This is a genomic window from Nonomuraea sp. NPDC004702 (assembly GCF_053601695.1).
The window spans coordinates 1-23,971 of sequence record NZ_JBSGCE010000026.1 but is presented as its reverse complement, the minus strand read 5'-3'; the positions used below and the strand labels follow the sequence as shown (position 1 = coordinate 23,971).

Below are 23,971 nucleotides of genomic sequence, written 5' to 3'. Positions count from 1 at the left end.
ACGGCGGAGGCGAGGAAGGCGGCGCCGAACCACAGCCCGTGCCGGAGCGTCCGGAAAACCAGAACGGAGGGGGTCCGGTGGGACCCCCTCCGCTCCGGCCCTCAGTCACCCCCCGGGTACGTGGGGCACCGGGCGGACCGTCATCCGATCCGCTGCCACAGAGCCGGTACGACGTCGGGCGTCCAGTCCGGCTGCGAGGTGTGGGCGATCACGCAGCGGTAGCGGACACCCTGGTAGGTGACCTCGTCGCCGGCGTTGTAGGCGTGCCATTCCTGCCAGGTGTCACCGGTGCCGCCACCGTTCACCGTCAGCGAGAACGACGTGCCGTGGCTGGCGGAGCCGTTCGCGTTGAGGGTGATCGTGTACGTCTGCGCCGGCGTGCTGGACGACGTGGTCACCGTCACCGTGGACGACTCGCCCGAGTTGATGGAGGACGGGCTGAAGGTCACGGTCGCGCCCGGCGGCACGCCGTCGGCCGCCAGCGTGAGCGGGATCGGCCGGCCGGTGGTGACCTGCGTGCTCAGCGTGGTGGTCGCCGTCGCGCCCGCCGTGACGGTGGCCGAGGACGGGTCGGCGGCGACGGTGAAGTCGCCCGCCGGCGTGCCGCCGGTGACCGTGAGCGCGTAGCTCGCCGTCTGCGTCTGGGCCGTGCCGGTGGCCGTCACCGTGATCGGGTACGTGCCGTTCTTCGCCGTCGAGGCCACCGTGAAGGTCAGCCTGGACGACTGGCCCGACTGGATCGTGGCCGGGTCGAAGGCCACGGTGACGCCGCTCGGCAGCTTGGCCGCCGACAGCGTGACCTGCTGGGGCTGCCCGCCGGTCGTCGCCGTGTTCACCGTGGTGGCCACGGTGCCGCCGGCCGTCGCGGTGCCCGCCTCCGGGTCGAGCCGGACGGAGAACGCGTCCGGGTCACCGGGCCGGGAGACGGTCAGGGTGTAGTTCTGCGTCTGCGTCTGGGCCGTGCCCTGGGCGATCACCTGGACGGTGTACGTCCCGGCCGGCACGGAGGACGCCGTCGCGAGCGTCAGCGCCGACGACTGGCCCGACTGGATGGTGGCCGGGTTGAACTGGGCGGTCACGCCCGCCGGGAGCGTGCCCGTCCTGAGCTGGATCTGCTGGGCGTTGCCGCTCGTGGTCGTGGTGGTCAGCGTCGAGGCGGTGCTGCCGCCCGCGTCCACGGACCCCGACGTGGGGCTCAGCGTCAGCGAGAACTGGTCGGGGATCGGCCGGTTGACGGTCAGGGTGTAGTTCTGCGTCTGCGTCTGGGCCGTGCCCTGCGCGGTCACCTGGACGGTGTACGTCCCGGGGGCCGCGTTCGCCGCCACGTTCAGGGTCAGCGTGGACGACTGGCCCGACTGGATGGTGGCCGGGTTGAACTGGGCGGTCACGCCCGCCGGGAGGGTGCCGGTCCTGAGCTGGATCTGCTGGGCGTTGCCGCCGGTCGTCACCGTGCTCAGGGTCGTGGTGGCCGAGCCGCCCGGGTCGGCCGCGCCCGAACCTGGGCTGACCTGCAGCGAGAAGGTGTCCGGGTTGGCCACGCAGGTCGGGTCGCTGGTGCCCCGGACGCTCACGGCGTCCCAGGCCGACTTGACCGCGTTGAACTCCACGCAGCTGTTCGGGAACAGCGCCTTGGCGGCGTTGAGCGAGGCCACCCGCGCCTTGGCGTGGGTCCACGGCTGCGTCTTGGCCTGCAGCGTGCCCATGAAGATCTTGCCGGCCTTCTGGATGCCGATGCCGGTCACCGAGGACGGTCCGCCGGAGCAGATCGGGCTGGAGGGCTTGCCGCCGCCGGGGTTGTTGCCCTCGGCCAGCAGGTAGAACCAGTGGTTCTGGGGCCCGGCCGCCGCGTGCACCTCGGTGGTGGGGATCGCGGTGCTGTAGCAGTTGGGGTCGCCGACCTGGGACGGGTTGTACATGTACCGGATCGGGCCGTTCCCGACGAGGTTGACCTCTTCGCCCACCTGGTAGTCCGGCGGGTCGTTCGGGTTGTTGGCGTAGGCCTCGGTCAGCGCGCCGAAGATGTCGCCCGTGGACTCGTTCAGGCCGCCGACCTCGTTGTTGCCGTTGTCGCCGCCGGGGGTGTTGGTGAAGACGGAGTGGCCGAACTCGTGGCCGACGACGTCCATCGGGGTGGCCTGCTGGTTGCCGGCCTGGTTGTGGCCGAAGGTGGTGTACGAGCCGTTCCAGAACGCGTTGACGTCGTTCAGCCCGACCCGGATGGGGAACGAGCGGCCCGTCCCGCTGTGGCCGTTGCGGCCCAGCCAGTCGCGCAGCATGTTCCATTCCATCTGGGCGGCGTACAGCGCGTCCACGCAGGCCGTCTCCAGGTCGGTGCCCGAGCCGTTGCCCCACGAGTCGCTGCTCTTGGTGTAGGCCGACCCGTTCTGGCCGCCGCACTGGAGGCCCGGCCTGGTGGTGTCCACCATCCGGTACGAGCCGGCGGAGCCGCTGGTGTCGATCGTCACCGTGCCGTCGTAGAAGCCGCGGCCGGTGCCCTCGTGCACCTTGTCGAACTTGTCGATCAGCGAGCCGGAGCGCGCGTCCACGAACACGTCGAGGATGCTGGGCCTGCCGGTGGCCGTCCGCCCGGTGACCTGGACCCGCCAGGCCAGCTTGGGGGTGGCGCTGGTGGCGTGCACGACCAGCTTCGCCGTGGTCACCTCGTCCACCTGCGGCAGGAGGGCTCTGGCGGTGGCCGCCGCCTGCCTGGCCGGGACGGAGGGCTCGGTGCCGACCTTGATCTTCGCGGTCTGGCCGGTGACCACCTGCTGGATCACCTGGCCGGCCCGGTCGGTGCCCACGACGACCTCGCCGCCGTAGACGGGCAGGCCCTTGTACGTGCGTTCGTAGGTCAGATATTGCAGGCCGTAGGTTCCGGCGACGTTGGACGAGAGAGTGAAGGCGTCGCCGGAGCCCTTGTGCAGGCGTTCGGCTCCGGCGGCGAGTGCCGCGTCGGCGTTCACTTTCGCGCGGTCGCGCGATTTGGCGTCCGCCGGCGCGAACGCCGGGGGGTCGGTCCTGGCGACGGTGGTCGCCGCGGTGGATAAGTGCGCCTTCGAGGTGGCGCCGGCGGCGCCTGTCATCGAGGCGGTAAGGGCCGCCGCCGCCAAAACGGCGATCGTGCCCGACTTGAACGTGCTGTTCACTCTGGGTGACTCCTCTCACATGTCCCCGGGGGTGTGGGGATCGAAGGAGCCCTTTGGCTGGGGCTTGATTAAAGTTGTCACCCAGGGTGGTCAGGCGAACAGCTCACAAATTTCCATAACGCCACGGTATGCCGGGGGAACCGGCAGATCCGGCTCCGCAAATCCTTGATCTTCAGCAAATGGACGCTGATATCCTCCGAAAAAGGGCGGGCTCGAAGGGCGGGGAGAGCGCACGTGCGGCACGCACCGGAGCAGGCAGACCGGATCCACGCCTGGGCGCGCGTCGCGCTCGACGCGCCCGGCCTGGAGACCGAGCCGCCGCGCCCGGGGCCCGAGCCGACACGGTCGCGCCCGAGGTTGCAGACGACACGGTCGCGCCCGGGGTCCGAGCCGGCCCTGTGGCCGGGGGACGCGGCCCGATGAGCGACTCGACGAGCGACTCGGGCATCGGCGACCCGGGCACCGGCCCGACGAGCGGTCCCGCGAGCGGCACCGACCGGGCGGACCTCGTCCTCGGACGGCGTCTCGGGCAGGACGGCCGGGGCATGGTCCACGAGGTGCCCGGCCGCCGGATCAACGGCCAGTTCGAGGTCGTCTACAAGGAGTACGACCCCGACGTTCTGCCCGGCCTCGACGTGGGCGTCCTCACCGAGATGGCCGGGCTGATCGGCCGGCTACCCGGATGGGACGCGGCCTGGTTGTGTGACAAGGCGGCCTGGCCCGCCGAGATCGTCGTGTCCGGCGGCGCGGTCCGTGGCTTCCTCATGCGGTCGGTGCCCCACCGGTTCTCCTTCGACCTGCGAACGCCGTCGGGAACCGAACGCCGCCCGGCCACGATGGAGCTCCTGCTCGACGACGACCCCCACGCCCCTGCCCACGTCGGCGCTCACGACCCCGCTCACGACCCCGCCCATGACGGCGTCCGTGGCGGCGGCATCGGCCGGCGGGTCGGCGATCGTGACCGTCTGCTGCTGCTGGCCGACCTGGCCGACACGCTCGCCCGCCTGCACACGATGGACATCGTCGTCGGCGGCCTGTCGCCCGAGCACCTGCTGTTCGCCACGGAGGGCTCCCCGGAGTGCTTCCTCATCGGCTGCGACGCGATGCGGCTCGCCGGGACGGCGGCGTTACCCCAGGTGGAGACGTCCGGGTGGGAGATCCCCGCCGACGAGCCCGAGGGCACGCCGCAGGGTGACGCCTACAGGTTCGCGCTGCTGGCCGTACGGCTCCTGGCCCGCGACCGGACCTCAACGAACCCAGGCAGGCTGGCCGCGGTCGCCCCCGCGGCGGCCGACCTCGCCGCGGCGGCGCTCCACGGGCCCGCGGACGAGCGGCCGCGTCCCGAGCAGTGGGCGCAGGAGCTGCGGCAGGCCGCCTCGTCGGCCACGACCGCGCCCACCCACGCACCGCCCCCACCACCCCCGCTCCTGCCACCACCGCCGCCGTCACCTCCGCTGGCGCCATCGCCATCACCCCCGCCGCCGTCACCTTCGCTGCTGCCACCGGCACCGCCGCAGGGACCACCGCTCCTGCAACCGCCCTCACCCTCACTCCTGTCACCACCGCCGACGCAGGGGCCACCGCCGCTGCCGCCGCGGGGGCCTTCGAGGCCGCCTTTTCCCGGGGCCGGGGGGCCGCGCCCGTCCGGCGGCGGGCTCAGTACGGGGATGAAGGTCGGTCTGGGGGCCGGTGTGGGAGTGGTCGGTGTGGCGCTCGCCGTGGCGGCCGCGGTGTTCGTGGTCTCGGTGGTGAAGGATCTCGGCCCGGAACGCGGGGACAGCAGGCTGACCGCGGCGTCCTCCGGCTCGCCGGACGCGGTCGTCCCCACACCGGCGCCGTCCTCGGCCACCCCGTGGCCCAGCGGACAGCCCACCGAGACGCCCACTGAGACGCCCACCGAGACGCCCACTGAGACGCCCACGCTCGAACCGCCCACCGAGGAGCCCTTTGACCCGGGTGACCTCGACCGCCAGGACACCGACCCGATCCCGCTCACGCCGAGCGCCCTGCTGCCCAGCTCCTTCACCACGGCCAAGGGCGTGCGCTACACCCTCCGGTCGAGCGGCGTGGACAAGTGCCCGGACGCCTACCACGCGGCCAACGTCCGCTCGGTCCTGCGCAAGGCGCGCTGCTCCAAGATGGTCAAGGGCTCGTACGTGAACCCCGGGGCCCCCGGGAACAAGCGCATCATGGTCTCGGTGTGGGTCGTGCCGCTGAAGAACGACGGCCGGGCCGACACCGCGTACGCGCGGCTCGACGACGCCTACGCCGACGCCTGGGGGATCGTCTGCCCCCGGAAGGGCCCCGGCTCCGGGCTGTGCCACTCGACGAGCTGGAGCAGGGCCCAGACCTGGGGATGGGTCGGGTACACCCACCGCTACCTGCTGCACACCATGGCGCTCTACACCAACCGCGCCAACTCCACCAGCACCCGGCCGTGGCTCAAGGACGCCTCCAAGGCCGCGTACAAGGCGATCGGCCCCAAGGTCTACCAGGACACGAACTGAATCCGCCGCCGGACGTCAGTCGCGGCGGTTCAGCGCCGAGTGGCGGCGCCCGTAGGCGAAGTAGATCACCAGCCCGATCAGGAACCACACGACGAACCTGAGCCAGGTCAGCGGCTCCAGGAACGTGATCAGCCAGAGGGAGAAGAGCACCCCGATCGCCGGCACCACCGGCATGCCCGGCATGCGGAAGCCGCGCGGCAGGTCGGGACGCCGGTAGCGGAGCACGATCACCGCCGCGCAGACAACCACGAAGGCCAGCAGGATGCCGATGTTGGTCAGCTCCGCCGCCTCCCTGATCGGCAGGAACCCGGCGATGAGCGCGGAGCCGGCGCCGACGATCCAGGTCACCCTGGACGGCACGTGCCGTACGGGGTGAAGCTTGGCGAACCAGGAGGGCAGCAGCCCGTCCCGGCTCATCGCGAACCACACGCGGGTGACGCCCAGCATGAACGTGAACATGACGGTCAGGATGCCGACGATGGCGCCGACCGCGATGACGCTGGCCAGCCCGGACAGCCCGACCGAGGCGAACGCCGAGGAGAAGCCGCTCTCGGGGTCGATGTCCTGGTAGTTCTGCATGCCGGTGAGCACGAGGCAGGCCAGCACGTACAGGACCATCGAGATGGCCAGGGAGTAGAGGATGGCCTTGGGCATGTGCCGCTGGGCGTCCTTCGACTCCTCGGCCGCCGTGCTCATGGCGTCGTAGCCGAAGACCGCGAAGAACACGGTGGCCGCGCCGGTCACCGCCCCGCCGAACCCGTAGGGGAAGAAGGGCGTGTAGTTGTCGGTCTTGATGTAGAAGAAGCCGACCACGATCACCAGCAGCACCACCGCGACCTTGATCGCGACGACGAACGTCTCGAACCGGGCGGCCGACCGCATGCCGAGGTTGAGCAGGAACGCGATGAACAGGCACAGGATCGCCGCGAACAGGTCCACGACGTGTCCTGGCCCGGTGCCCGGCGCGCCGAGCATCCAGGCGGGCAGGTCGATGCCGAACTGGCCGAGGAGGAAGCCGAAGTAGCCCGAGATGCCGATCGCCACGACCGCGACGATGGCGGTGTACTCCAGCAGCAGGTCCCAGCCGATGAACCAGCCGACGATCTCGCCGAGCACCGCGTAGCCGTACGTGTACGCCGATCCGGCCTTCGGGATCATGCCGGTGAACTCCGCGTAGGAGAACGCGGCGGCGGCGCTGGCGATGCCGGCGATCAGGAAGGAGATCACCACGGCGGGCCCGGCGGTCTGGTTGGCGACGGCGCCGGCCAGCGCGAAGATGCCGGCGCCGATGATGCCGCCCACCCCGATCGCGGTGAGCTGCCAGAGCCCGAGCACGCGGTTGAGCTCGCCCTCGTGCTCGGTGGCGATCTGTTCTACCGGTTTGCGGCGGAATATCCCGGACCCGCCGCCGAAGCCTCGCGCAGACGTCATGGCGGGGTCCTGCCCTGACAGGAAGCCCGCCATGCGCATGACGGCGGAAGTCGGACGAACCGGCTCGAAGGAGCCGGTCCGTCCGCTTGCTAGCCGGCGCGTCCCACGGTGACCTGGGCGCGGGTCTCGGTGGCGTTGCCCGCGCGGTCCACCGCCCGGTACGTGATCGTGTAGACCCGGTCCTGGCCGCCGTCCCGCTCGGCGCGCAGGGCGAAGGACGTGTCGGCGGTGCCGGTGGCGGCCTCGCGCACGTCGTCCCGGGCGTTGCCCTGGGAGCTGGTGATCGAGACCAGGGTGACGGTGACGGGCCCGGCGTCGGACGCCTTCAGCGCCACCTCCACCGGCACCAGCCTGCGGTTCGGCGGCCACAGCCGGGCGGGGTCCGGCGTGACGGTCAGGGTGGGGGCCGTCGCGTCGATCCGGACGGTGACCGACTTCGGCTCCTCGACGTTGCCGGCCTGGTCGGCGCTGCGGAAGGCAAGCGCGCTCTCCCCCTCGCGGTCCACCCGGACGGGGTCCGTGTAGCGCTGCCAGGAGCCGTCGCCGAGCCGGTACTCGGTGCGCGCCACGCCGGAGCCCGCGTCGGCGGCGGTCAGGACCACGTCCACGGGCCCGTCCGACCAGCCGGCGGGCACCCCGGACGCGGTGGTCACCGGAGGCTCGCCGTCCTCGTTCGCGGGGGCGGAGTGGATCTTGAAGCCGTCCACGATGAAGTACGAGCCGTCCTTCTTGACGCCCTTGAGCGTGTGCGGGCCGGGCGCCAGCCCGGTCCTGGTGTAGACGACCTTCTGGTACTCGCGGGTCGGGTTGCTGTTGTCGATGGTGGCGTCGAGCTTGCCGTCCAGGTAGAGGTCGACCTTACCCTCGTCGGAGTTGACCTGGGCGATGTACTCCACGCCGGTGCCGTGGAAGGCCAGCTCGAAGGAGTCGCCGTCGGTCTGGGTGGCGTGCAGGTCGTCGAGGGTCGAGCCGCCGCCGCCGCGCCGGTCGTTCTTCCAGTCCCAGCCCTCGCCGGTGTAGGTGACGCCGGAGACGTTGTCGATGGTCTCCACCCCGTACGCCTTGGTCAGGCTCAGCTCGGTCAGCGCCTGCGCGCGCCAGACCTTCAGCGGCACCGGACGCCCGGCGGGCGTGCGGTTGTAGACCTTCCAGAAGCTGTCGCGGCCGGTGACCTTGGTCCCGGCGATCTCCCTGATCACGTCGCCGGTGCGCAGCCCCTGCCCGTGGGCGTGGGACCCGGCCGGGACGGCGGCCAGGAACAGGCCGTCGTAGTCGGTGAGCCCGACCGAGGACTTCACCTCGTCGCTGTGGACCTCGGTGGCCGTCGCGCCCATGAGCGGCTCGGCCAGGTTGCCGATCGTCATGCCGGTCTCGGGCTCACGCCAGGTGAGCGGCGGCGGCGTGGGCGAGCCGGGCTTGCCGAACCCGGTCATCGGGAACGGCTGGAAGCCCAGCGCGAGGGCGGGGGAGCCGGCCTTGAGCGTGTAGTCGAGCTTGGCCGGGTCGGCGTACGGGCTCTGCCCCTCGAACAGCGGGTCGGCGACCACCGAGCGGGTGTCCAGCCCGCGGGCCCGCCAGGCGGCGGTGATGTCGGCGACCGGCTTGCCGTTGTTCCAGAACAGGTTGTCGTCGTAGACGGTTCCGGACGTGGACGGGTCGCTCTGGATGAAGTCGTAGGGGTCGTCGGTGACGAAGATGTTCTTCTCGACGACGTCGCCGTTGCTCGCGTAGGAGACGTGGAAGTGGCCGCCGCCGTTGACGAAGATGTTGCCGCGCACGGTCCTGAAGAAGCCCTCACGCAGCTTCACCCCGCCGTTGAGCAGCAGGTTCCCGGTGACCTCGTAGTTGGAGGAGCCGTCGTCGAGGTCGACGTCCCAGTGGGAGGAGTGCCGGATCCGGTTGTGCCGGATCTTCGTCGTCTCCATCGCGTCGAGCTTGGCGTACGCCTTCTTCTGGGCGTCCCCGGCGGTCAGCGGCCAGAAGCGGTCGCGGCCCCAGCTGTTGATCGGCCCGTGGTCGGAGGTCTCCTTCACGCAGTCGAAGATGTCGTTGTCCTCGATGACGTGGCCGCCCCAGGTGCCGTCGTTGATGTCGACGCAGGCGCGCGGGCCGTCGTGCACGGTGTTGCCGGACACCGTCACCCGGCGGCTCATCGAGATCTGCACGCCCGAGCTCTGCTTCTCGAACCGGCCGTTGCGGGTCATGTGGTTGCCGCTGATGGTGATGTCGCGCGGGTAGTCCTCGGTCTTCGGGCCCGGCGTGGTGTCGGTGATCGTGCGCCGCATGTCGTCCCACGTGGACGGCTCGCGGACGGCCGCCGGAGAGCCGATGACCGCGACGTCGCTGGCCCCTGACTCGCGGAACTCGCCGCCGGAGACGACGTTGCCTTCGGCGTACCCGTCCATGAAGACGGCGTTGCCGCCGACCTGGTCGAACCGGGCGTCGCGGATGGCGACCCGCTGGGTGTCGCGCAGGTAGACCGCGCCGGCGCGGACGATGGCCCAGTCGCCGAGCTGCAGTTTCTCGTACGGGCGGCTGAACAGCGTGCGGTGGGTCTGGGTGAAGGTGAACCCGGTGAAGGTGAGGTCGCGCACCGGCGCGGCGGGCGAGTCGCCGACGACCCGCACGAGCTCCTCGCGCTCGGCGGTCTCGACGCGGGCCTTGGCCGGGTCGAGGCCCGCGGGCGGCTGGAGGTAGAGGCGGCCGGCGTCCTTGTCGTAGAACCACTCGCCGGGGGCGTCCAGCTCCTCCAGGACGTTCTCGACCATGCGCTTCTGCGGATGCAGGCCGTCGCCCCGGTTGTTGTCGCCGACCCACTTCAGGATCGGGACGCCGCCGTCGCCGACGCCGGTCACCCTGAAGGAGTTCCCGCCCCATTCGCCCTGGTGCAGCCCGCGGACCAGCGCGGTCGTGGGGTTCTTCCAGCGGGCCACCCGTTCGGGCGAGATCGCGTCGGCGGCGTACCCGTCGAGCACGGCCTCCTTGGGATCGACGTTGGGGTAGCGGGCCAGGACCTGCCGGGTGCCGTCGAGGAAGAGCTCGTCGAAGTCGAGGCCCGCGCCGATGTCGGCCACCAGGGTCGCGCCCTGGTACGGCGTCCAGGCGGGGGTCAGCCGGCGTCCGCCGCTGAGCACGACCTGCTCGCCGGCGGCCGCCTCGTAGACGGCCCCGGAGTCGGCGGGGGTGAAGGTGAGGGGCTCGGCGAGGTGGTAGACGCCGCCGCGGACCCGTACCCGGGGCGGCTCGGGCGCGGTGGGCAGGACCGCGCGCACCGCGCGCTGGGCACGCTCGATCGTACGGAACGGCGCCGCCTCGGTGCCGGCGGCGCCGTCGTCGCCGTCGGGGGAGACGTGGAAGACGGTGCCGGCCGCCTGGGCGGAGGCGGGGGAGAGAGCGGTCAGTCCGGTCGCGGCGAGAGTCGCCGCGAGGAGCAGCCGCCAGGGCTTGCCATGGCGCACAAGGGCCTCCAGTCGGGGGATGGCCCTCATTGTGACCAAGCCCTCAGACGAAGGCGATCACGCCAAGGTCACGTTTCATCCGACCAATCCACTCCAGAAGGCTCGTGGTGCACCGAAAATCGCGGTTTGTCCCCCAGATGATCGGATCTCTCCGGCCGTTCCTGAGCAGGTTGCCGGGACGTCCGGGGCGCTGGCCGCGCGAGCGCCCGCGAGGGCCGACGAGCAGCCACGCCGGCGGAAGGCGGCGAGCCGTTCAGGACGGCTCGCCGCCACCGTGGGTTTCCCCGGCCGGGCGTCAGACGCGTGTGGAGGTGGAGGCGTACCCGCCGCCGCCGGGGTAGACCCACTCGCCGATGAGCGTGGTGCCCTCGGCGTCGAAGGTGCCCGCGTAGTAGGCCGGGCCGCCCTTGGCCCCGGCCCAGATGGTCAGCCGGTCGCCGTCCAGCTCGTAGACGTAGTCGAAGGTGTTGCCCGCCGAGTCGTAGTAGCGGGACACCACGTCCGCCCCGGCCGGCTCGCCGAACGGGCGCAGGTTGCCGATCACCTCGATGCCGGTGACCGGGTCGCCGAACTGGGTGAGCTCGACGTGCTGGACGAGGAAGAACCGGCCGGGCAGCCACTCGTAGCGCACGGTCCCCTCGGCGCCGCCGGTGACCTTCCAGGTGCCGACCAGCCGGTCCAGGGCCTTCAGTTCGGGGCTGGGCTGCTGGGTCTCGATCATGTCGTCCTCCTCTGTGGGGTGTCTCACCGGTACCTCGGAGCCCCCTGCCGGGCTTTGACACGAGACCGCTGTGACGTGAATCACACTCGCTCGGCGTCAAGAAGGGCGGTCCGGGTCCGAGGTAGCGAGCGGGAAACCCACCGACGAAGGAGGACATTCATGACCACCACCACCGCCACCGGCGTCCCCGTCCGCAGGAGCGCCCGGACGTCCGGACGCCTGCTGCTGGCCGGGGCGCTGGCCGGGCCGATCTTCTTCGCCTCGGCGACCACGCAGATGCTCACCCGTGAGGGCTTCGACATCACCCGGCACCCCATCAGCCAGCTGTCCACCGGCGACCTGGGGTGGATCCAGATCCTCACCTTCGTCCTCGCGGGGACGGGGGCGCTGGCGCTGGCCGTCGGCGTCAGGCGCACGCTCACCGAAGGGATCGGGCGGCGGGCGCTGCCGATCCTGGTGGGCGTGTTCGGCGCGGGGCTGGTGGCGGCCGGGGTCTTCACCATGGACCCCGAGAAGGGCTTCCCGGCGGGGACCCCTGAGGGGCCGGTCCCGCAGATGTCCTGGCACGGCATCGCGCACTCGGCCGCCGCCGCCGTGGCCTTCACCGCGCTGGCCGTCGCGGCCGTCGTGATGAGCGTCCGGTGCGCCCGCCGCCGGTCGGCGCCGCCCGCCGTGCCGGGCGCCGTGCTGAGCGCCGTCGCCGCGCTGGTGCTGCTGGTGCCGATGTCGCCCGACCGCATGAGCGTCCAGATCGCCGTGAACGGCCTGGTCGCCTTCACCTGGACGACCGTCCTCGCGGTGTCGCTGCGGCGTGCCGCCTGAGGCGAACGTAGAATCGGCTGCCACGATCAAGGGATTCACCATGAAATACCTGCTGCTCGGCTACACCCCGGCCGCCGCGTGGGACGCCGCCACCGCCGACGTCCCCTCCGAGGAGGCGCTGGCCGCCTTCGCGACCTACCAGAGGCTGGAGCAGGAGCTGATCGCCTCCGGCGAGTTCGTCGGCAGCGAGGGCCTGGGACACCCGGCGGTCAGCACCACCGTCCACCGCGACGGTGACAAGGTGGTCGCCACCGACGGTCCCTTCGCCGAGCTCAAGGAGGTCCTGGCCAGCTTCGCCGTGATCGACGTGACCGGCAAGGAGCGGGCGGTCGAGATCGCCGCGCGCATCGTCGAGGCGCTCGGCGAACCGATCGAGATCCGCCCGATCATGGGTGCGGACTTCGGGGCGTGAACCGCGAGCTGGAGCACCTGCTGCGCACCGAGGCGCCGCAGGTGCTCGGCGCGCTGGTCCGCCGCTTCGGCCGGTTCGACATCGCCGAGGACGCGGTGCAGGAGGCGCTGCTGACCGCCGGGCGTGCCTGGCCGGTCGAGGGCGTCCCGGAGAACCCGCGCAGCTGGCTGATCCGCGTCGGATACCGGCGCATGGTGGACCTGCTCCGCTCCGACCAGGCCCGCCACCGCCGCGAGCTGCAGGCCGGAGTGGCCGACCTGGCCATGCGGGAACCCGGGCGCCGGGCGAACCCCGCGGCCGGGAGCGACGACAGCCTGACCCTGCTGCTGCTGTGCTGCCATCCCGCGCTCGACCCCACCTCCCAGGTGGCGCTCACGCTGCGCGCGGTCGGCGGCCTGACCACCGCCGAGATCGCGCACGCCCACGGCACGACCGAGCCCACCATGGGCGCCCGGATCAGCCGCGCCAAACAACGGCTGGCCCGCGCCGGAGCCCGCTTCACACCGCCCACCGACGCCGACCGCGACAGCCGCATGACCGCCGTGATGCGGGTGCTCTATCTGATCTTCAACGAGGGCTACACCGCCACCGCCGGCGACCGGCTCGCCCGGGTCGACCTGACCCGCGAGGCCATCCGGCTGACCCGCATGCTGCACGCCACGCTCGGCGACGACGCCGAGGTGACCGGCCTGCTGGCGCTGATGCTGCTCACCGAGTCCAGGCGCGCCGCCCGTACGGACGGCGGCGACCTGGTCCCCCTGGACGAGCAGGACCGCACCCGGTGGGACCGCGACCTGATCGACGAGGGCACCGCGCTCATCGACGGCGTCTGGAACCGCGGCCGGACGGGCCCCTACCAGCTCCAGGCCGCGATCGCCGCCGTGCACTCCGCGGCCGCCGCGCCCGACCGGACCGACTGGGCCCAGATCGCCATGCTGTACGTGTGGCTCGAACGGCTCACCCCCACCGCGCCGGTCCAGCTCAGCCGGGTGGTGGCGGTGGCCCACGCCTACGGACCGGCCCGCGGCGTGGCGCTCCTGGACGACCTCAACCGCCGCCACCACCTGGACCGGCACCCGCTCACCAGGCAACGGGAGCACGCGGTCCGCGCCCACCTGCTCCAGATGACCGGCGACACCACGCGGGCCGCCGCGCTCTACCGTCAGGCCGCCGGCCTGACCGCGAACCAGGTCGAGCGGCGCTATCTGCTCGGCAAGGCCGGCGATCTCAGCTGACCGGCACCGGCACGGGCGACACCGTGGGCGGATCGCCGGGGTGACACCCGCCGTAGCGGAACGAACCTTTCCGCCTGTCCTTCTACGGTGAAGGGAACGCACCGAGGAGGAATTCGTGATCGAACTGTCGTGGCCGCAGGTCAGCGCGCGCCGGCTGGAGCGGGCGCACCTGGCCGCCCCCGCCGCCGACAAGGGCCAGGCCGCCGTCGTGGCCGCCATGTGCGGGGCGCACGCCCAGGTCATGTCGGCGGCCGAGCTCTCGATCGGCCTGCGGCTCGACGGCGTCACCCGTGCCCACGTGCGCGAGGCGTTGTGGGACGAGGGGACCCTGGTCAAGACGCACGGGCCGCGCGGAACCGTGCACCTGCTGCCCGCGAGCGACCTGCCCATGTGGCTGGGCGCCCTGTCGTCGCTGCCGCCGGGGCCCGGCGGGGCCGAGGGCGTCCGGCTGACGGCGGACCAGACCGACCAGGTCGTCCAGGCCGTCCGCGACGCGCTGGCCGGGGCCGAGATGACGATCGACGAGCTGAGCGACGCGGTCGTGGCGGCCACCGGGCCGTGGGCGGGCGACCTGGTCATGCCCGCGTTCCAGGGCATGTGGCCGCGCTGGCGGCAGGCGATGCACACCGCGGCGCACCGCGGGGCGTTCGTGTTCGGGCCGGTCAGAGGGCGCAAGGTCACCTACCGCGCCGCGCCGGCCGCGCCCGTGCCGCCGGATGCTCGGGCCGGCCTGGTCAGGGCCTACCTGGCCGCGTACGGGCCGGCCACCCCGGCGCAGTTCGCCCAGTGGGTCGGCGCGACGGGGCGGTGGGCGGCCGAGGCGTTCGCGACGGTGGAGACCGAGGAGGTGTCGTTCGACGGGCGTCCGGCCCGGGTGCTGGCGGGGGACACGGCGGTGCCGGACGGGCCGCCGCGCGGCGTGCGCCTGCTGCCGTACTTCGACGCCTACCTGATCGCGGGCCGGCCGCGCGAGCTGCTCTACCCCGGCCCGGCCTGGCAGCGGGCGTTGTCCGGCGGGCAGGCGGGCACCTTCCCCGTTCTGCTGGTGGACGGCGAGGTGCGCGGGGTCTGGCACCAGCGGCGCTCCGGCAGCCGGATCGACGTCACGGTGGAACTGCTGTCCGCCCTGACCGCCGCCCAGCGCGGTGAGCTCGACGAGCAGGTGGAACGGGTGGGGGAGATCCTGGAGGGCCGGCCGCGCCTGACCCTCGGCCCGGTCACGGTGGGCGCGCACGCCTGAGCGCTCGGGGAACGCGCGTCGGCCTGGTTGGACAAAGCGTCCGAACTGGACATAGCATCCGGGCGTGACGAACACGGATGAGCGCGTGCGGCTGTGGTCGCCGGTGTGCGAGGCGGTGGCCGCGCTGCTGGCCCCGTACGCCGAGGTGGTCCTGCACGACGTCCGCGGCGACCGGGTCCTGGGCGTGTGGAACCCGATGTCCGGGCGCGGCCCCGGCGCCCCGTCGCTGCTCGGCGAGCTCGACCGGCTCGACCCCTCGCCCAGCGGCGTCTACGGGCCCTACGAGAAGCTGCTGGCCGACGGGCGGCGGCTGTCGTCGGTGAGCGCCGTGCTGCGCGACCCCGGCGGCGAGCCGTCCGCCGTGCTCTGTGTGAACCTCGACCGCACCCCGCTGGAGCAGGCCGCGGCGCTGCTGGCCGCGTTCGCCGCGCCGTCGGCGCCGCGTCCGGAGGCGCTGTTCGAGCAGGACTGGACCGAGCGCGTGCAGCAGATCGTCGGCGCCTACGTCCGCGAGCACGGCCGGCCGGTGGAGCGGCTGACCCGCGAGGACCGCCTCGCCGTGCTGGCCGAGCTGGACCAGGCCGGGGTCTTCACCGTCCGGCGGGCGCCGTCCGTCGTCGCGGGGGCGTTGCGGACGTCCCGCTCCACCCTCTACGCCCTGCTCGCCGAGCTCAGGAGGAGCCGACCGTGACCCCGCTTCCCGACTTCCGGCTGGAGGTCTACTTCTCCCGCTGGGAGTTCACCGCCCGCCACCACCTGGCCGCCTCCGACGCGCAGACCATGACCATGGCCGAGCTGCTCGCCCTGGCCGGTGACGACGACAGGCACGCCTGGGAGACGCTGTCCCTCGGCTACACCGAGACCTTCGGCGACCCGGGGCTGCGTCAGGCCGTCGCGGACACCTACGAGCGCGTCGGCGCGGACGACGTGGTCGTCTTCGCGGGCGCCCAGGAAGCCCTGTACCTGGCCATGCAGGTGCTGCTCGGCCCCGGCGCCCACGCCGTGGTGGTCACGCCGTGCTACCAGTCCGCCGAGACGGTGCCGATGGCGTTGTGCGAGGTCACCGGCGTCGCGCTCGACCCGGACCGCGACTGGGCGCTCGACCTCGACGCCGTGGAGGCCGCGATCCGGCCGAACACCCGCGTGGTGTCGGTCAACTTCCCCAACAACCCGACGGGCAAGGTCATCGGCGCGGCCGACCTCGCCCGGCTGGCCGCGCTGTGCGATGAGCGCGGCATCCACCTGTTCAGCGACGAGGTCTACCGCGGCCTGGAGCTCGACCCCGCCCGTACGCTGCCGCAGGCCGCCGACCTGTCACCGGCGGCGCTCTCGCTGAACGTCACCTCCAAGTCCCTCGGCATGCCCGGCCTGCGCATCGGCTGGATCGCCTGCCGCGACCGCGAGCTGCGCGCCCGCCTCGAACGCGCCAAGCACTACACGACCATCTGCAACTCCGCGCCCAGCGAGCTCCTCGCCCGCATCGCGATCAAGGCCCGGGACCGCATCCTGGAGCGCAACCGCGGGATCATCGCCGCCAACCTGCCGCGCTTCGAGGCGTTCTTCGGCGAGTTCGGCGACCTGTTCGAGTGGCGGGCGCCCGACGGCGGCTGCGTCACGTTCCCCCGCTACCTGGGGCCGGACGGCGTCGAGGCGTTCTGCGCCGAGCTGGTCGAGCGGGCCGGCGTGCTGCTGCTGCCCGCGGGCGTCTACCGCTCGGAGCTCACGTCCACGCCGGACGACCGGTTCCGCCTCGGCGTGGGCCGCGCCGACCCCGAGCCGGGCCTGGAAGCCTGGGCGTCCTTCCTCAAGGGGCGCTGACCGGCCCGGCGTGCGGGCCGGTCCGCTCGACGGCGGCCTGCACGCCGTCGAGCAGCACGGTGAGCCCGACCGTGAACGCCTCGTTCACCTGGTGTTCCAGGTACGGCTCGCCCTCGCCGGGGACGCTGCCCTCGCTCTCGATCCAGGTCACCATGGGGAAGCGGGCCGCGAAGCCCGGCGCGACCTCCTCCAGCAGCTGGGAACGGGTGTGCCACCACTCCTCGTCCGACACGCCGGTGGCCGACGGGGCCTGCCGGGACTCGGTGACCGTCCGGGCCGCGCCGCGGACGAAGTCGAACAGCAGCGACACCACGCCGCGCAGCGCGGGCGGGCGCAGGCCGGTCTCACGCAGGATCGCGACCAGGCTCTCCAGCAGCGCGAACTCGTTGGGGCCCAGCACCGGACGGGCCTGCGACACCTGGAGCACCCAGGGATGGCGCTGGTAGAAGTGCCACAGGTGCCCGGCCCACGCGGTGACCGCCGCCCGCCAGCCCCCGGCCATGTCGTGGGCGGTGGGCAGCTCGCCCAGGGCCTTGTCGTACATGAGGTCCACCAGCTCGCCCTTGCTGGGGACGTAGGTGTAGAGGGCCATGCCGGTGCGGCCCAGCCGTTCGCCGACCTTGCGCATGGACAGCGCGGCCATGCCCTCGGCGTCGGCGACGGCGATGGCGGCGTCGACGATCAGGTCGACGCTCAGGCCCGGCTTGGGGCCGGGACGCGACTCGCCCGGCTCCTCGGTCCGCCACAACAACGCCATCGAACGGCGCGCGTCCCCCTGCCCGGCGAAGACGACCACGGTACGACTCTCCTCTGCCCCGGATCTCTTTACGGCAGAAGATATCAGCGCTCTGAGTGGCAGGGCGGGGGCGTGCGTCGATCCCGGCGCCCCGCGGGGGCGCCGGGATCGAGGTGGGTGAGGGCGTCAGCCCCCGACGCCGACCCCCGCGCCGGGGCCGTAGCCGTGGCCGATCCAGTTGCCGTTGCCGCTGCCCGGCCAGTTGTGGCGGCCGTGGTCGTGCTTCCAGCCCCAGCCGTCGTCGTCGGAGTCGTGCCCGTGCTCGCCGCCCTTGCAGGCGTCGGCGTCACGGGTGCCGGCGAACCGGCCGTACTTCGTGACGTGGTGGTACGTGGAGTCGTCGTTCGTTCCGAGGCTGCAGTTGTCCGGGTGCCAGTGCCTCTCGTCGGACCAGGCGTCCGCGGCGGCCACGCCGGCCATGCTGAACACCGCGGCCGCGACGAGCAGTGCACCGCCGGCGGCGATGAGGTTACCTCTCATGAGCTCCCCCTGTAATCACGAAGTGACATCGGCCATCACTATACGTAGCGATCTTGGACGCCCTCCGCAGCGCCACACCCGGTTTCCCCCAACAGCGGGCCCCCTACCAGCAAACTCCCGGACACCGGCAACCCCGGCCTGGCAAGGGGCGCTTGGGCCTTCCGCACGGCGTTCCGGCACGAGCCCACGCCCTGCACAGGACGCCTCCGAGTCAGCCGTTCTCCGGAACGAGCAGCACCTCGGCCCCCATCGGCAGATAGCCCGCGGCCAGGAAGGCCCGTACGCTCGCGGCGTTGCCCGGCGCGATCTGCGCCCACAGCGGGCCGGGTGTCAGGTGCCTGGCCGCCGCGGCCAGCGACCTGCCGAGCCCGCGCCCGCGGTGCTCGGGCTCCACCTCGACGGCCGCCTCCCAGCGGCCCGCCACGCCGCGGCCCAGCGTGACCAGGCCGGCGCCGTCGCCGGTGACCCACACGCGCACGGCGTCCCGGTAGCGGCGGGCCCGGACGACGCGCGGATGGTCGCCGGCGGTGAGCTCCTCCAGCGGGAGCGGGGGCGGCCCGGGGGCGGGGGCGGCCAACCGCGGCATCAAGGACACCTCGCACAGTCATGTCTGGGCCTTCCTGGGTGACGGCGAGATGGACGAGCCGGAGTCCACCGCGGCGCTGACGCTGGCCGCCAGGGAGGGGCTGGACAACCTCACCTTCGTGATCAACTGTAACCTCCAGCGGCTCGACGGCCCGGTACGCGGCAACACCCGGATCGTGCAGGAGCTGGAGAGCGTCTTCCGGGGCGCGGGCTGGCACGTCGTCAAGGCGCTGTGGGGCGCCGAGTGGGACGGCCTGCTCGGCTCCGACGAGCTCGTGGCCAGGCTCGGCGAGGTGCCGGACGGCCAGTTCCAGACGTTCGCCGCCGCCGACGGCGCCTACATCAGGCAGCACCTGTTCCAGGGGCTCGACGTGCCCTACTCCGACGACGACCTGCGGCGCATCGTCGGCGGCTCGCGGGCCGGGCACGAGCCGCGCAAGGTGTACGCCGCCTACCACCGGGCGCTGCAGAACCGCGGCGCGCCCACGGTGGTCCTGGTCCAGACGGTCAAGGGCTGGACGCTGGGCGCGGGCGTCGAGGCGCGCAACGCCAACCACCAGATGAAGAAGCTCACCCTCGACGAGTTCCGCGTCATGCGCGACCGGCTCGGCCTGCCGGTCCCCGACTCGGCGCTGGCCGGGGAGCTGCCGCCGTACCTGCACCCGGGGCCCGGCTCGGCCGAGGCCGAGTACGTCGCCGAGCGCCGCCGGGAGCTGGGCGGCCCGATCCCCCGCCGCACGGTCGCCGGCCGGCCGCTGCCGCAGCCCGGCGAGCGGCCGTTCGCGGCCCTGGCCAAGGGCTCGACGCAGCCGATCGCCACCACGATGGCGTTCGTCCGGCTGGTCAAGGACCTGATGAAGGAGCCGGAGACCGGGCGGCGCTGGGTGCCGATCGTGCCCGACGAGGCCAGGACGTTCGGCATGGAGTCGCTGTTCCCCACGGCCAAGATCTACTCGCCGCTCGGCCAGCGCTACGAGTCCGTCGACCGGGAGCTGCTGCTGGCGTACAAGGAGGCGGTGGACGGGCAGATCCTCATCGAGGGCATCACCGAGGCCGGCTCGATGGCCTCCTTCACCGCGGCGGCCACCAGCTACGCCACCCACGGCGAGCCGATGGTGCCGTTCTACATCTTCTACTCGATGTTCGGCTGGCAGCGGACCGGCGACCAGATGTGGGCCCTGGCCGACCAGCTCGGCCGCGGCTTCCTGCTCGGCGCGACCGCCGGCCGCACCACCATGACGGGCGAGGGCCTGCAGCACGCCGACGGCCACTCCCAGCTCCTGGCCTCCGCCAACCCCGCCTGCCTGGCCTACGACCCGGCCTTCGCCTACGAGGTCGGCGTCATCGTCCGCGACGGGCTCAGGCGCATGTACGGCGAGGCCGCCGAGGACGTGTTCTACTACCTGACCCTCTACAACGAGCCGCTGCCCCAGCCCGCGATGCCCGAGGGCGTCGAGGAGGGCATCGTCAAGGGCATCTACCGCTACTCCGCCGGCGGCGGCGCCGCCCACCTGCTGGCCAGCGGCACCGCGATCCACTGGGCGCTGGAGGCCCAGCGGCTGCTGGCCGAGGAGTACGGGCTGGGCGTGGACGTCTGGTCGGTCACCTCGTGGAGCGAGCTGCGGCGCGAGGCCATGTCGGCGACCGGGGTGCCGTACCTGCGGCAGGCGCTGGCCGGGACCGAGGGGCCGGTGATCGCGGTCAGCGACTGGATGCGGGCCGTTCCCGACCAGATCAGGCCCTGGATCGACCGGCCGTGGACCTCGCTCGGCACCGACGGGTTCGGGCTCTCCGACACCCGGGAGGCCGTGCGCAGGCACTTCGGGGTCGATCCGCGCTCGATCGCGGACGCCGTGCTGAAGGCGGTGGAGGAGTAGCAGCGGGGGCAACTCGTCCCGGCGTAACCGTATTTATCGAGGAATCTCCCTAAGTTAGGGCCTGGTGCACCAACCGTGTTCTGCTGATCCCGGGGGGAGACGGGTGAGAACACGGTTGCGCCGGTCGCTGCGTACGCGGCTGGCACTGCTCGCCGGCATCGCCATGCTGCTGCTGAACGTCGTCGTCAGCGGCTTCGTCATGTTCGGCATCCACGACGACGTCGCCGACGTGCGCGCCAGCGACGTGTCCGGGCGGGCCCTGCGCGTGCTCCTCATGGTCAAGCGCAACCAGCTGCCCCAGGTGCTGGAACCCCTCGGCCTCGACGGCATCCAGGTCGTCGACCCGGCCGGACGGGCCGTCGCCTGGACGCCCAACCTGGCCGGCGCCCCCCGCCAGACGGCCCACATCCCCCGCGACCAGGCGAACTACGTCAGCAGGAGCTGCGACCTGCCGGCCTTCCCCGGCCGGTGCGAGCTCGTGGTCGCCCTGCGCGCCTACCAGCCCGAGGGCACCTGGATCATCTACGCCTTCGACCCCGCGGTCCCCTGGTTCGTCAGCCCGCAGGTCGTGCTGTTCCAGATCGTGGTGTCGGCGCTGCTGGTCGGGCTGACCTTCTTCGGGGTGTCGCGGGTCGTGGCGAGGACGCTCGCCCCCGTCAGCAGCATCACCAAGAGGCTCGCCGAGATCACCGCGGACGGCGGCGGCCTGCGGGTGCCCGTCCCGGACACCGACGACGAGATCAGAGCCCTGGCCGAGACCGCCAACCAGACGCTGGAACGGCTGGAGACGGCGCGGGCCCGCCTGGAGGCCGCGATGGAGCAGCAGCGCAGGTTCGCCGGGGACGCCTCGCACGACCTGCGCAGCCCGATCACCGCCATGCGCGCGCAGGTCGAGGAGGCCATGCTGCATCCGGAGGAGACCGACTGGCGGGAGACCAGCACCCAGGTGCTGGCCAGCCTCGACCGGCTGCAGGCCATCGTCACCGACCTGCTCACGCTGACCAAGCTGGACGCCGGGGCGCCGAGCGACCACCAGCCGGTGGACCTGGGCGAGCTGGTCACCGCCGAGACCGCCAGGCCGCGGGCCAAACGCGTGGTCACCGGCCCGGACGAGGGCGTGGTGGTCATGGGCGACCGGCTGCAGCTCACCCGTCTGCTGACGAACCTGCTGGACAACGCCGAGCGGCACGCCGAGACACAGGTCACCGTGACGGTCCGGCAGGAGGGCGGCCGGGCCGTGCTGGAGGTCCTGGACGACGGCGCAGGCATCGAACCGGCCCAGCGCGAGCTCGTCTTCCAGCGCTTCACCCGCCTGGACGACTCCCGCAACCGCGACGCCGGCGGCACCGGCCTCGGGCTGCCGATCGCCCGCGAGATCGCGACCGCGCACCACGGCACGCTGACCATCGAGGACTCCCCCAAGGGCGCCCGCTTCGTCCTCCGCCTCCCCCTCGCCTGACGGGGTGCGGGGCCGCGGGGTTCTGGTGCTGGGCGGGGCCGCGGGGTTCTAGTGCTTGCCGTGGCCGCGGGCCAGGCCCTTGCCGTGCTTGGCCTTGGCGGCCTGATGGCCGACCTTCCGCCCCTTGCCGGAGCCGGCGGCGGACGTGGCGCCGGACCTGGCGCCGGTCACATCGGGCCGCTGGGCCGGCGACTGGGCGACGGGCTGGGCGGCCGGACGGCGACGGGAGCCGCTCTGCTCGGCCGCGCGGTCGGAGGCGCCCTCCGAAGGGCGGTCACGCGCGATGGCCACGGCGTGCATGATGCCCTCGTGCTCGGTGGCCTGGTTCGGCGCCGGGTCGGCGTAGGAGGGCGTGCGGGTGGCGGCGGGCGGCCCGCCGTCGCCGTTCCAGGACGTCGTGAGGAGCACGCTGGTGACGAGCGCGGCCAGGGCGGTGAGCTGCCGCCAGCGCTGCGGCCTGCCCGGCTGCGGGATCGACACCGAGAACGGCAGCAGCTCGCGGTGCGCGCGAAGCCCGCGCGCGGCGTCGGGCATGGTCCGGCGCACGGCGTGGTTCCGCTCGCCGGTCCTGCGTACCGCGCGGTCCCAGCCCGGGATCCGCCGCCTGGCGTCCGGCCGCGCCCCGGCGACGGCCCCCACGTCCCGGACGCCCACCGGGACGGGACCGGCCTCGGGGACGGGGGCGGGGGCGGGGGCGGGGGCGGCTTCCGGGGCGGGGAGGGAGACCTCCCGGGCGGGGGCCGTGGGGAAGAGGGTGGGAGGAAGGAGGTCGCCGGTGTTGGGCAGGGGGGTGGACAGGGGGATGGCGGCGGTGTCGTGGGGCTCCTCGTCGCGCAGCGCGGCCACCCGGGTCAGGCGCCGCCGGGCCTCCTCGCCGTCGATCCGGCGGGCGGGGTCCTTGGTCAGGAGACCGGCGATGACCGGCGCGAGCGGCCCGGCCAGGTGGAACGGCGCGGGCTCGGAGGTGAGCACCGCGGTCAGTGCGGCCAGGTGGCCGCTGTGCGGGAAGGGCGACTGGCCCTCGACGGCCGCGTACAGGGTGGCGCCGAGGGACCACAGGTCGGCCTGCGGGGTCGCGTGGCCGCCGCGCAGGCGTTCCGGGGCGATGTACGCGGGCGTGCCCACCACCATGCCCGACTGGGTGATGTTGGCCTGGTCGTCGAGGGTGGTGGCCAGGCCGAAGTCGGTGAGCAGGGCGTGCCGGTCGCCGTTCAGCAGGATGTTGCCGGGCTTGACGTCGCGGTGCACGATGCCGTCGGCGTGCGCCGCGCTCAGCGCCTCCAGCACCTGGAGCCCGAGGCGCGCGGCGTCGGGCGGGGACAGCGGCCCGCGTTCGGCGATCACGTCGGCGAGGCTGCGCGAGGGCACGAGCTGGAGCACGATCCACGGCCGTTCGTCGGCCACCACCACGTCGTAGACGGCGGCGATGTGCGGGTGGCTCAGCCGGGCGGCCAGCCGCGCCTCCCGCATCGTCCGGCCGAGCAGCCGCTCCCGCTCGGTCCCCAGCGCGTGCCCGAGGGTGACCTCCTTGACCGCGACCTGCCGGTCGAGCAGCTCGTCGTGGGCCCGCCAGACGCGGCCCATGCCACCGCGGCCCAGTTCGGACAGCAGCCGGTAGCGTCCGGCCAGCAACCAGCCCGCACAGTGCGAAAGTGACATGCCGCCCTGCCTACCCGATCATCCCGCCCTCATGCAACGGCCGCACAGGCTTCGAGTCGATCCTGTGAGAAGGGCGGGCGCGGGGTCACCCGTTCGTGGGGAAGCCGAGGTTCACACCACCGTGGGACGGGTCCAGCCAGCGCGAGGTCACCACCTTGCCCCGCGTGTAGAACTGCACCCCCTCGGTGCCATGCACATGCGTGTCACCGAACAACGACGACTTCCACCCACCGAAACTGTAGAACGCCATCGGCACCGGGATCGGCACGTTGATCCCGACCATCCCCACCTCGACCTCGTTCTGGAACCGGCGCGCCGCGCCCCC

At 72.7% G+C, this 23,971-nt stretch carries 18 protein-coding genes; 9 read left to right on the top strand and 9 right to left on the bottom strand.

Annotated elements, in window-relative coordinates; all coding sequences use genetic code 11:
* Positions 1-140: 140 nt before the first annotated feature.
* The gene (locus ACWEJ6_RS28730) at positions 141-3,146 is read right to left on the bottom strand and encodes a M4 family metallopeptidase (protein ID WP_452427694.1); all 3,006 of its coding nucleotides are present in this window, start codon (positions 3,144-3,146) and stop codon (positions 141-143) included.
* 419 nt (positions 3,147-3,565) lie between these two features.
* Between ACWEJ6_RS28730 and ACWEJ6_RS28725 the strand changes: the two genes are divergently transcribed.
* Positions 3,566-5,653, top strand: coding sequence for a hypothetical protein (locus tag ACWEJ6_RS28725; RefSeq protein WP_452427692.1), 2,088 nt, complete (start codon positions 3,566-3,568; stop codon positions 5,651-5,653).
* 15 nt (positions 5,654-5,668) lie between these two features.
* Here the strand turns inward: ACWEJ6_RS28725 and ACWEJ6_RS28720 are convergent, their stop codons facing one another.
* The 3 genes from ACWEJ6_RS28720 to ACWEJ6_RS28710 form a co-directional block, all read right to left on the bottom strand.
* Positions 5,669-7,084 (bottom strand): amino acid permease, encoded by a 1,416-nt coding sequence (locus ACWEJ6_RS28720; protein ID WP_452427690.1) that lies wholly within the window; start codon positions 7,082-7,084, stop codon positions 5,669-5,671.
* Positions 7,085-7,173: 89 nt separating this feature from the next.
* Positions 7,174-10,542 (bottom strand): OmpL47-type beta-barrel domain-containing protein, encoded by a 3,369-nt coding sequence (locus ACWEJ6_RS28715; protein WP_452427688.1) that lies wholly within the window; start codon positions 10,540-10,542, stop codon positions 7,174-7,176.
* 295 nt (positions 10,543-10,837) lie between these two features.
* Complete coding sequence (locus ACWEJ6_RS28710) at positions 10,838-11,263, bottom strand: hypothetical protein (protein ID WP_452427686.1); 426 nt, start codon at positions 11,261-11,263, stop codon at positions 10,838-10,840.
* Positions 11,264-11,422: 159 nt separating this feature from the next.
* Between ACWEJ6_RS28710 and ACWEJ6_RS28705 the strand changes: the two genes are divergently transcribed.
* From ACWEJ6_RS28705 to ACWEJ6_RS28680, 6 genes are all read left to right on the top strand, one after another.
* Entirely contained in the window at positions 11,423-12,085 is a 663-nt protein-coding gene (locus ACWEJ6_RS28705; RefSeq protein WP_452427684.1) for a DUF998 domain-containing protein, read from the top strand.
* Positions 12,086-12,125: 40 nt separating this feature from the next.
* Positions 12,126-12,497 (top strand): YciI family protein, encoded by a 372-nt coding sequence (locus ACWEJ6_RS28700; RefSeq protein ID WP_452427682.1) that lies wholly within the window; start codon positions 12,126-12,128, stop codon positions 12,495-12,497.
* Positions 12,494-13,732, top strand: coding sequence for an RNA polymerase sigma factor (locus tag ACWEJ6_RS28695; RefSeq protein WP_452427680.1), 1,239 nt, complete (start codon positions 12,494-12,496; stop codon positions 13,730-13,732). Before ACWEJ6_RS28700 ends, ACWEJ6_RS28695 begins: the two co-directional genes overlap by 4 nt.
* Before the next feature lie 115 nt (positions 13,733-13,847).
* Positions 13,848-14,972 carry a winged helix DNA-binding domain-containing protein gene (locus ACWEJ6_RS28690; protein ID WP_452427678.1) on the top strand — a complete coding sequence of 375 codons (1,125 nt, stop codon included), beginning with the start codon at positions 13,848-13,850 and terminating at the stop codon, positions 14,970-14,972.
* A gap of 64 nt (positions 14,973-15,036) precedes the next feature.
* Positions 15,037-15,663, top strand: coding sequence for a helix-turn-helix transcriptional regulator (locus ACWEJ6_RS28685; RefSeq protein ID WP_364338690.1), 627 nt, complete (start codon positions 15,037-15,039; stop codon positions 15,661-15,663).
* Positions 15,660-16,790 (top strand): aminotransferase class I/II-fold pyridoxal phosphate-dependent enzyme, encoded by a 1,131-nt coding sequence (locus tag ACWEJ6_RS28680; protein ID WP_452427676.1) that lies wholly within the window; start codon positions 15,660-15,662, stop codon positions 16,788-16,790. Before ACWEJ6_RS28685 ends, ACWEJ6_RS28680 begins: the two co-directional genes overlap by 4 nt.
* On the opposite strand, the gene ACWEJ6_RS28675 is transcribed toward ACWEJ6_RS28680, so the two are convergent.
* From ACWEJ6_RS28675 to ACWEJ6_RS28665, 3 genes are all read right to left on the bottom strand, one after another.
* Entirely contained in the window at positions 16,777-17,586 is an 810-nt protein-coding gene (locus tag ACWEJ6_RS28675; RefSeq protein WP_452427674.1) for a TetR/AcrR family transcriptional regulator C-terminal domain-containing protein, read from the bottom strand. The two genes, ACWEJ6_RS28680 and ACWEJ6_RS28675, sit on opposite strands and share 14 nt — an antisense overlap.
* Before the next feature lie 126 nt (positions 17,587-17,712).
* Entirely contained in the window at positions 17,713-18,066 is a 354-nt protein-coding gene (locus ACWEJ6_RS28670) for a hypothetical protein (RefSeq protein ID WP_352355057.1), read from the bottom strand.
* A gap of 211 nt (positions 18,067-18,277) precedes the next feature.
* Positions 18,278-18,652, bottom strand: a complete 375-nt coding sequence (locus ACWEJ6_RS28665) for a GNAT family N-acetyltransferase (RefSeq protein ID WP_452427671.1) — start codon at positions 18,650-18,652, stop codon at positions 18,278-18,280.
* A 49-nt stretch (positions 18,653-18,701) separates the two neighbouring features.
* Between ACWEJ6_RS28665 and ACWEJ6_RS28660 the strand changes: the two genes are divergently transcribed.
* Together ACWEJ6_RS28660 and ACWEJ6_RS28655 are read left to right on the top strand one after the other, a co-directional pair.
* Positions 18,702-20,528, top strand: coding sequence for a transketolase-like TK C-terminal-containing protein (locus tag ACWEJ6_RS28660; protein WP_452427669.1), 1,827 nt, complete (start codon positions 18,702-18,704; stop codon positions 20,526-20,528).
* A gap of 103 nt (positions 20,529-20,631) precedes the next feature.
* Positions 20,632-21,987: a sensor histidine kinase gene (locus ACWEJ6_RS28655; protein ID WP_452427667.1), complete on the top strand. Its 1,356-nt coding sequence runs from the start codon at positions 20,632-20,634 to the stop codon at positions 21,985-21,987.
* Positions 21,988-22,035: 48 nt separating this feature from the next.
* On the opposite strand, the gene ACWEJ6_RS28650 is transcribed toward ACWEJ6_RS28655, so the two are convergent.
* Complete coding sequence (locus ACWEJ6_RS28650) at positions 22,036-23,646, bottom strand: serine/threonine-protein kinase (RefSeq protein WP_452427665.1); 1,611 nt, start codon at positions 23,644-23,646, stop codon at positions 22,036-22,038.
* 85 nt (positions 23,647-23,731) lie between these two features.
* On the bottom strand, positions 23,732-23,971 hold a 240-nt coding region (locus ACWEJ6_RS28645), incomplete at its 5' end, for an aldehyde dehydrogenase family protein (protein WP_452427663.1).

What these genes read in the sequence shown, in the direction of transcription:
- ACWEJ6_RS28705 (WP_452427684.1), top strand. Translation starts at nt 11,423, where the DNA reads ATGACCACCACCACCGCCACCGGCGTCCCCGTCCGCAGGAGCGCCCGG.
- ACWEJ6_RS28710 (WP_452427686.1), bottom strand. Translation starts at nt 11,263, where the DNA reads ATGATCGAGACCCAGCAGCCCAGCCCCGAACTGAAGGCCCTGGACCGG.
- ACWEJ6_RS28720 (WP_452427690.1), bottom strand. Translation starts at nt 7,084, where the DNA reads ATGACGTCTGCGCGAGGCTTCGGCGGCGGGTCCGGGATATTCCGCCGC.
- ACWEJ6_RS28665 (WP_452427671.1), bottom strand. Translation starts at nt 18,652, where the DNA reads ATGCCGCGGTTGGCCGCCCCCGCCCCCGGGCCGCCCCCGCTCCCGCTG.
- ACWEJ6_RS28650 (WP_452427665.1), bottom strand. Translation starts at nt 23,646, where the DNA reads ATGTCACTTTCGCACTGTGCGGGCTGGTTGCTGGCCGGACGCTACCGG.
- ACWEJ6_RS28670 (WP_352355057.1), bottom strand. Translation starts at nt 18,066, where the DNA reads ATGAGAGGTAACCTCATCGCCGCCGGCGGTGCACTGCTCGTCGCGGCC.
- ACWEJ6_RS28660 (WP_452427669.1), top strand. Translation starts at nt 18,702, where the DNA reads ATGGACGAGCCGGAGTCCACCGCGGCGCTGACGCTGGCCGCCAGGGAG.
- ACWEJ6_RS28700 (WP_452427682.1), top strand. Translation starts at nt 12,126, where the DNA reads ATGAAATACCTGCTGCTCGGCTACACCCCGGCCGCCGCGTGGGACGCC.
- ACWEJ6_RS28725 (WP_452427692.1), top strand. Translation starts at nt 3,566, where the DNA reads ATGAGCGACTCGACGAGCGACTCGGGCATCGGCGACCCGGGCACCGGC.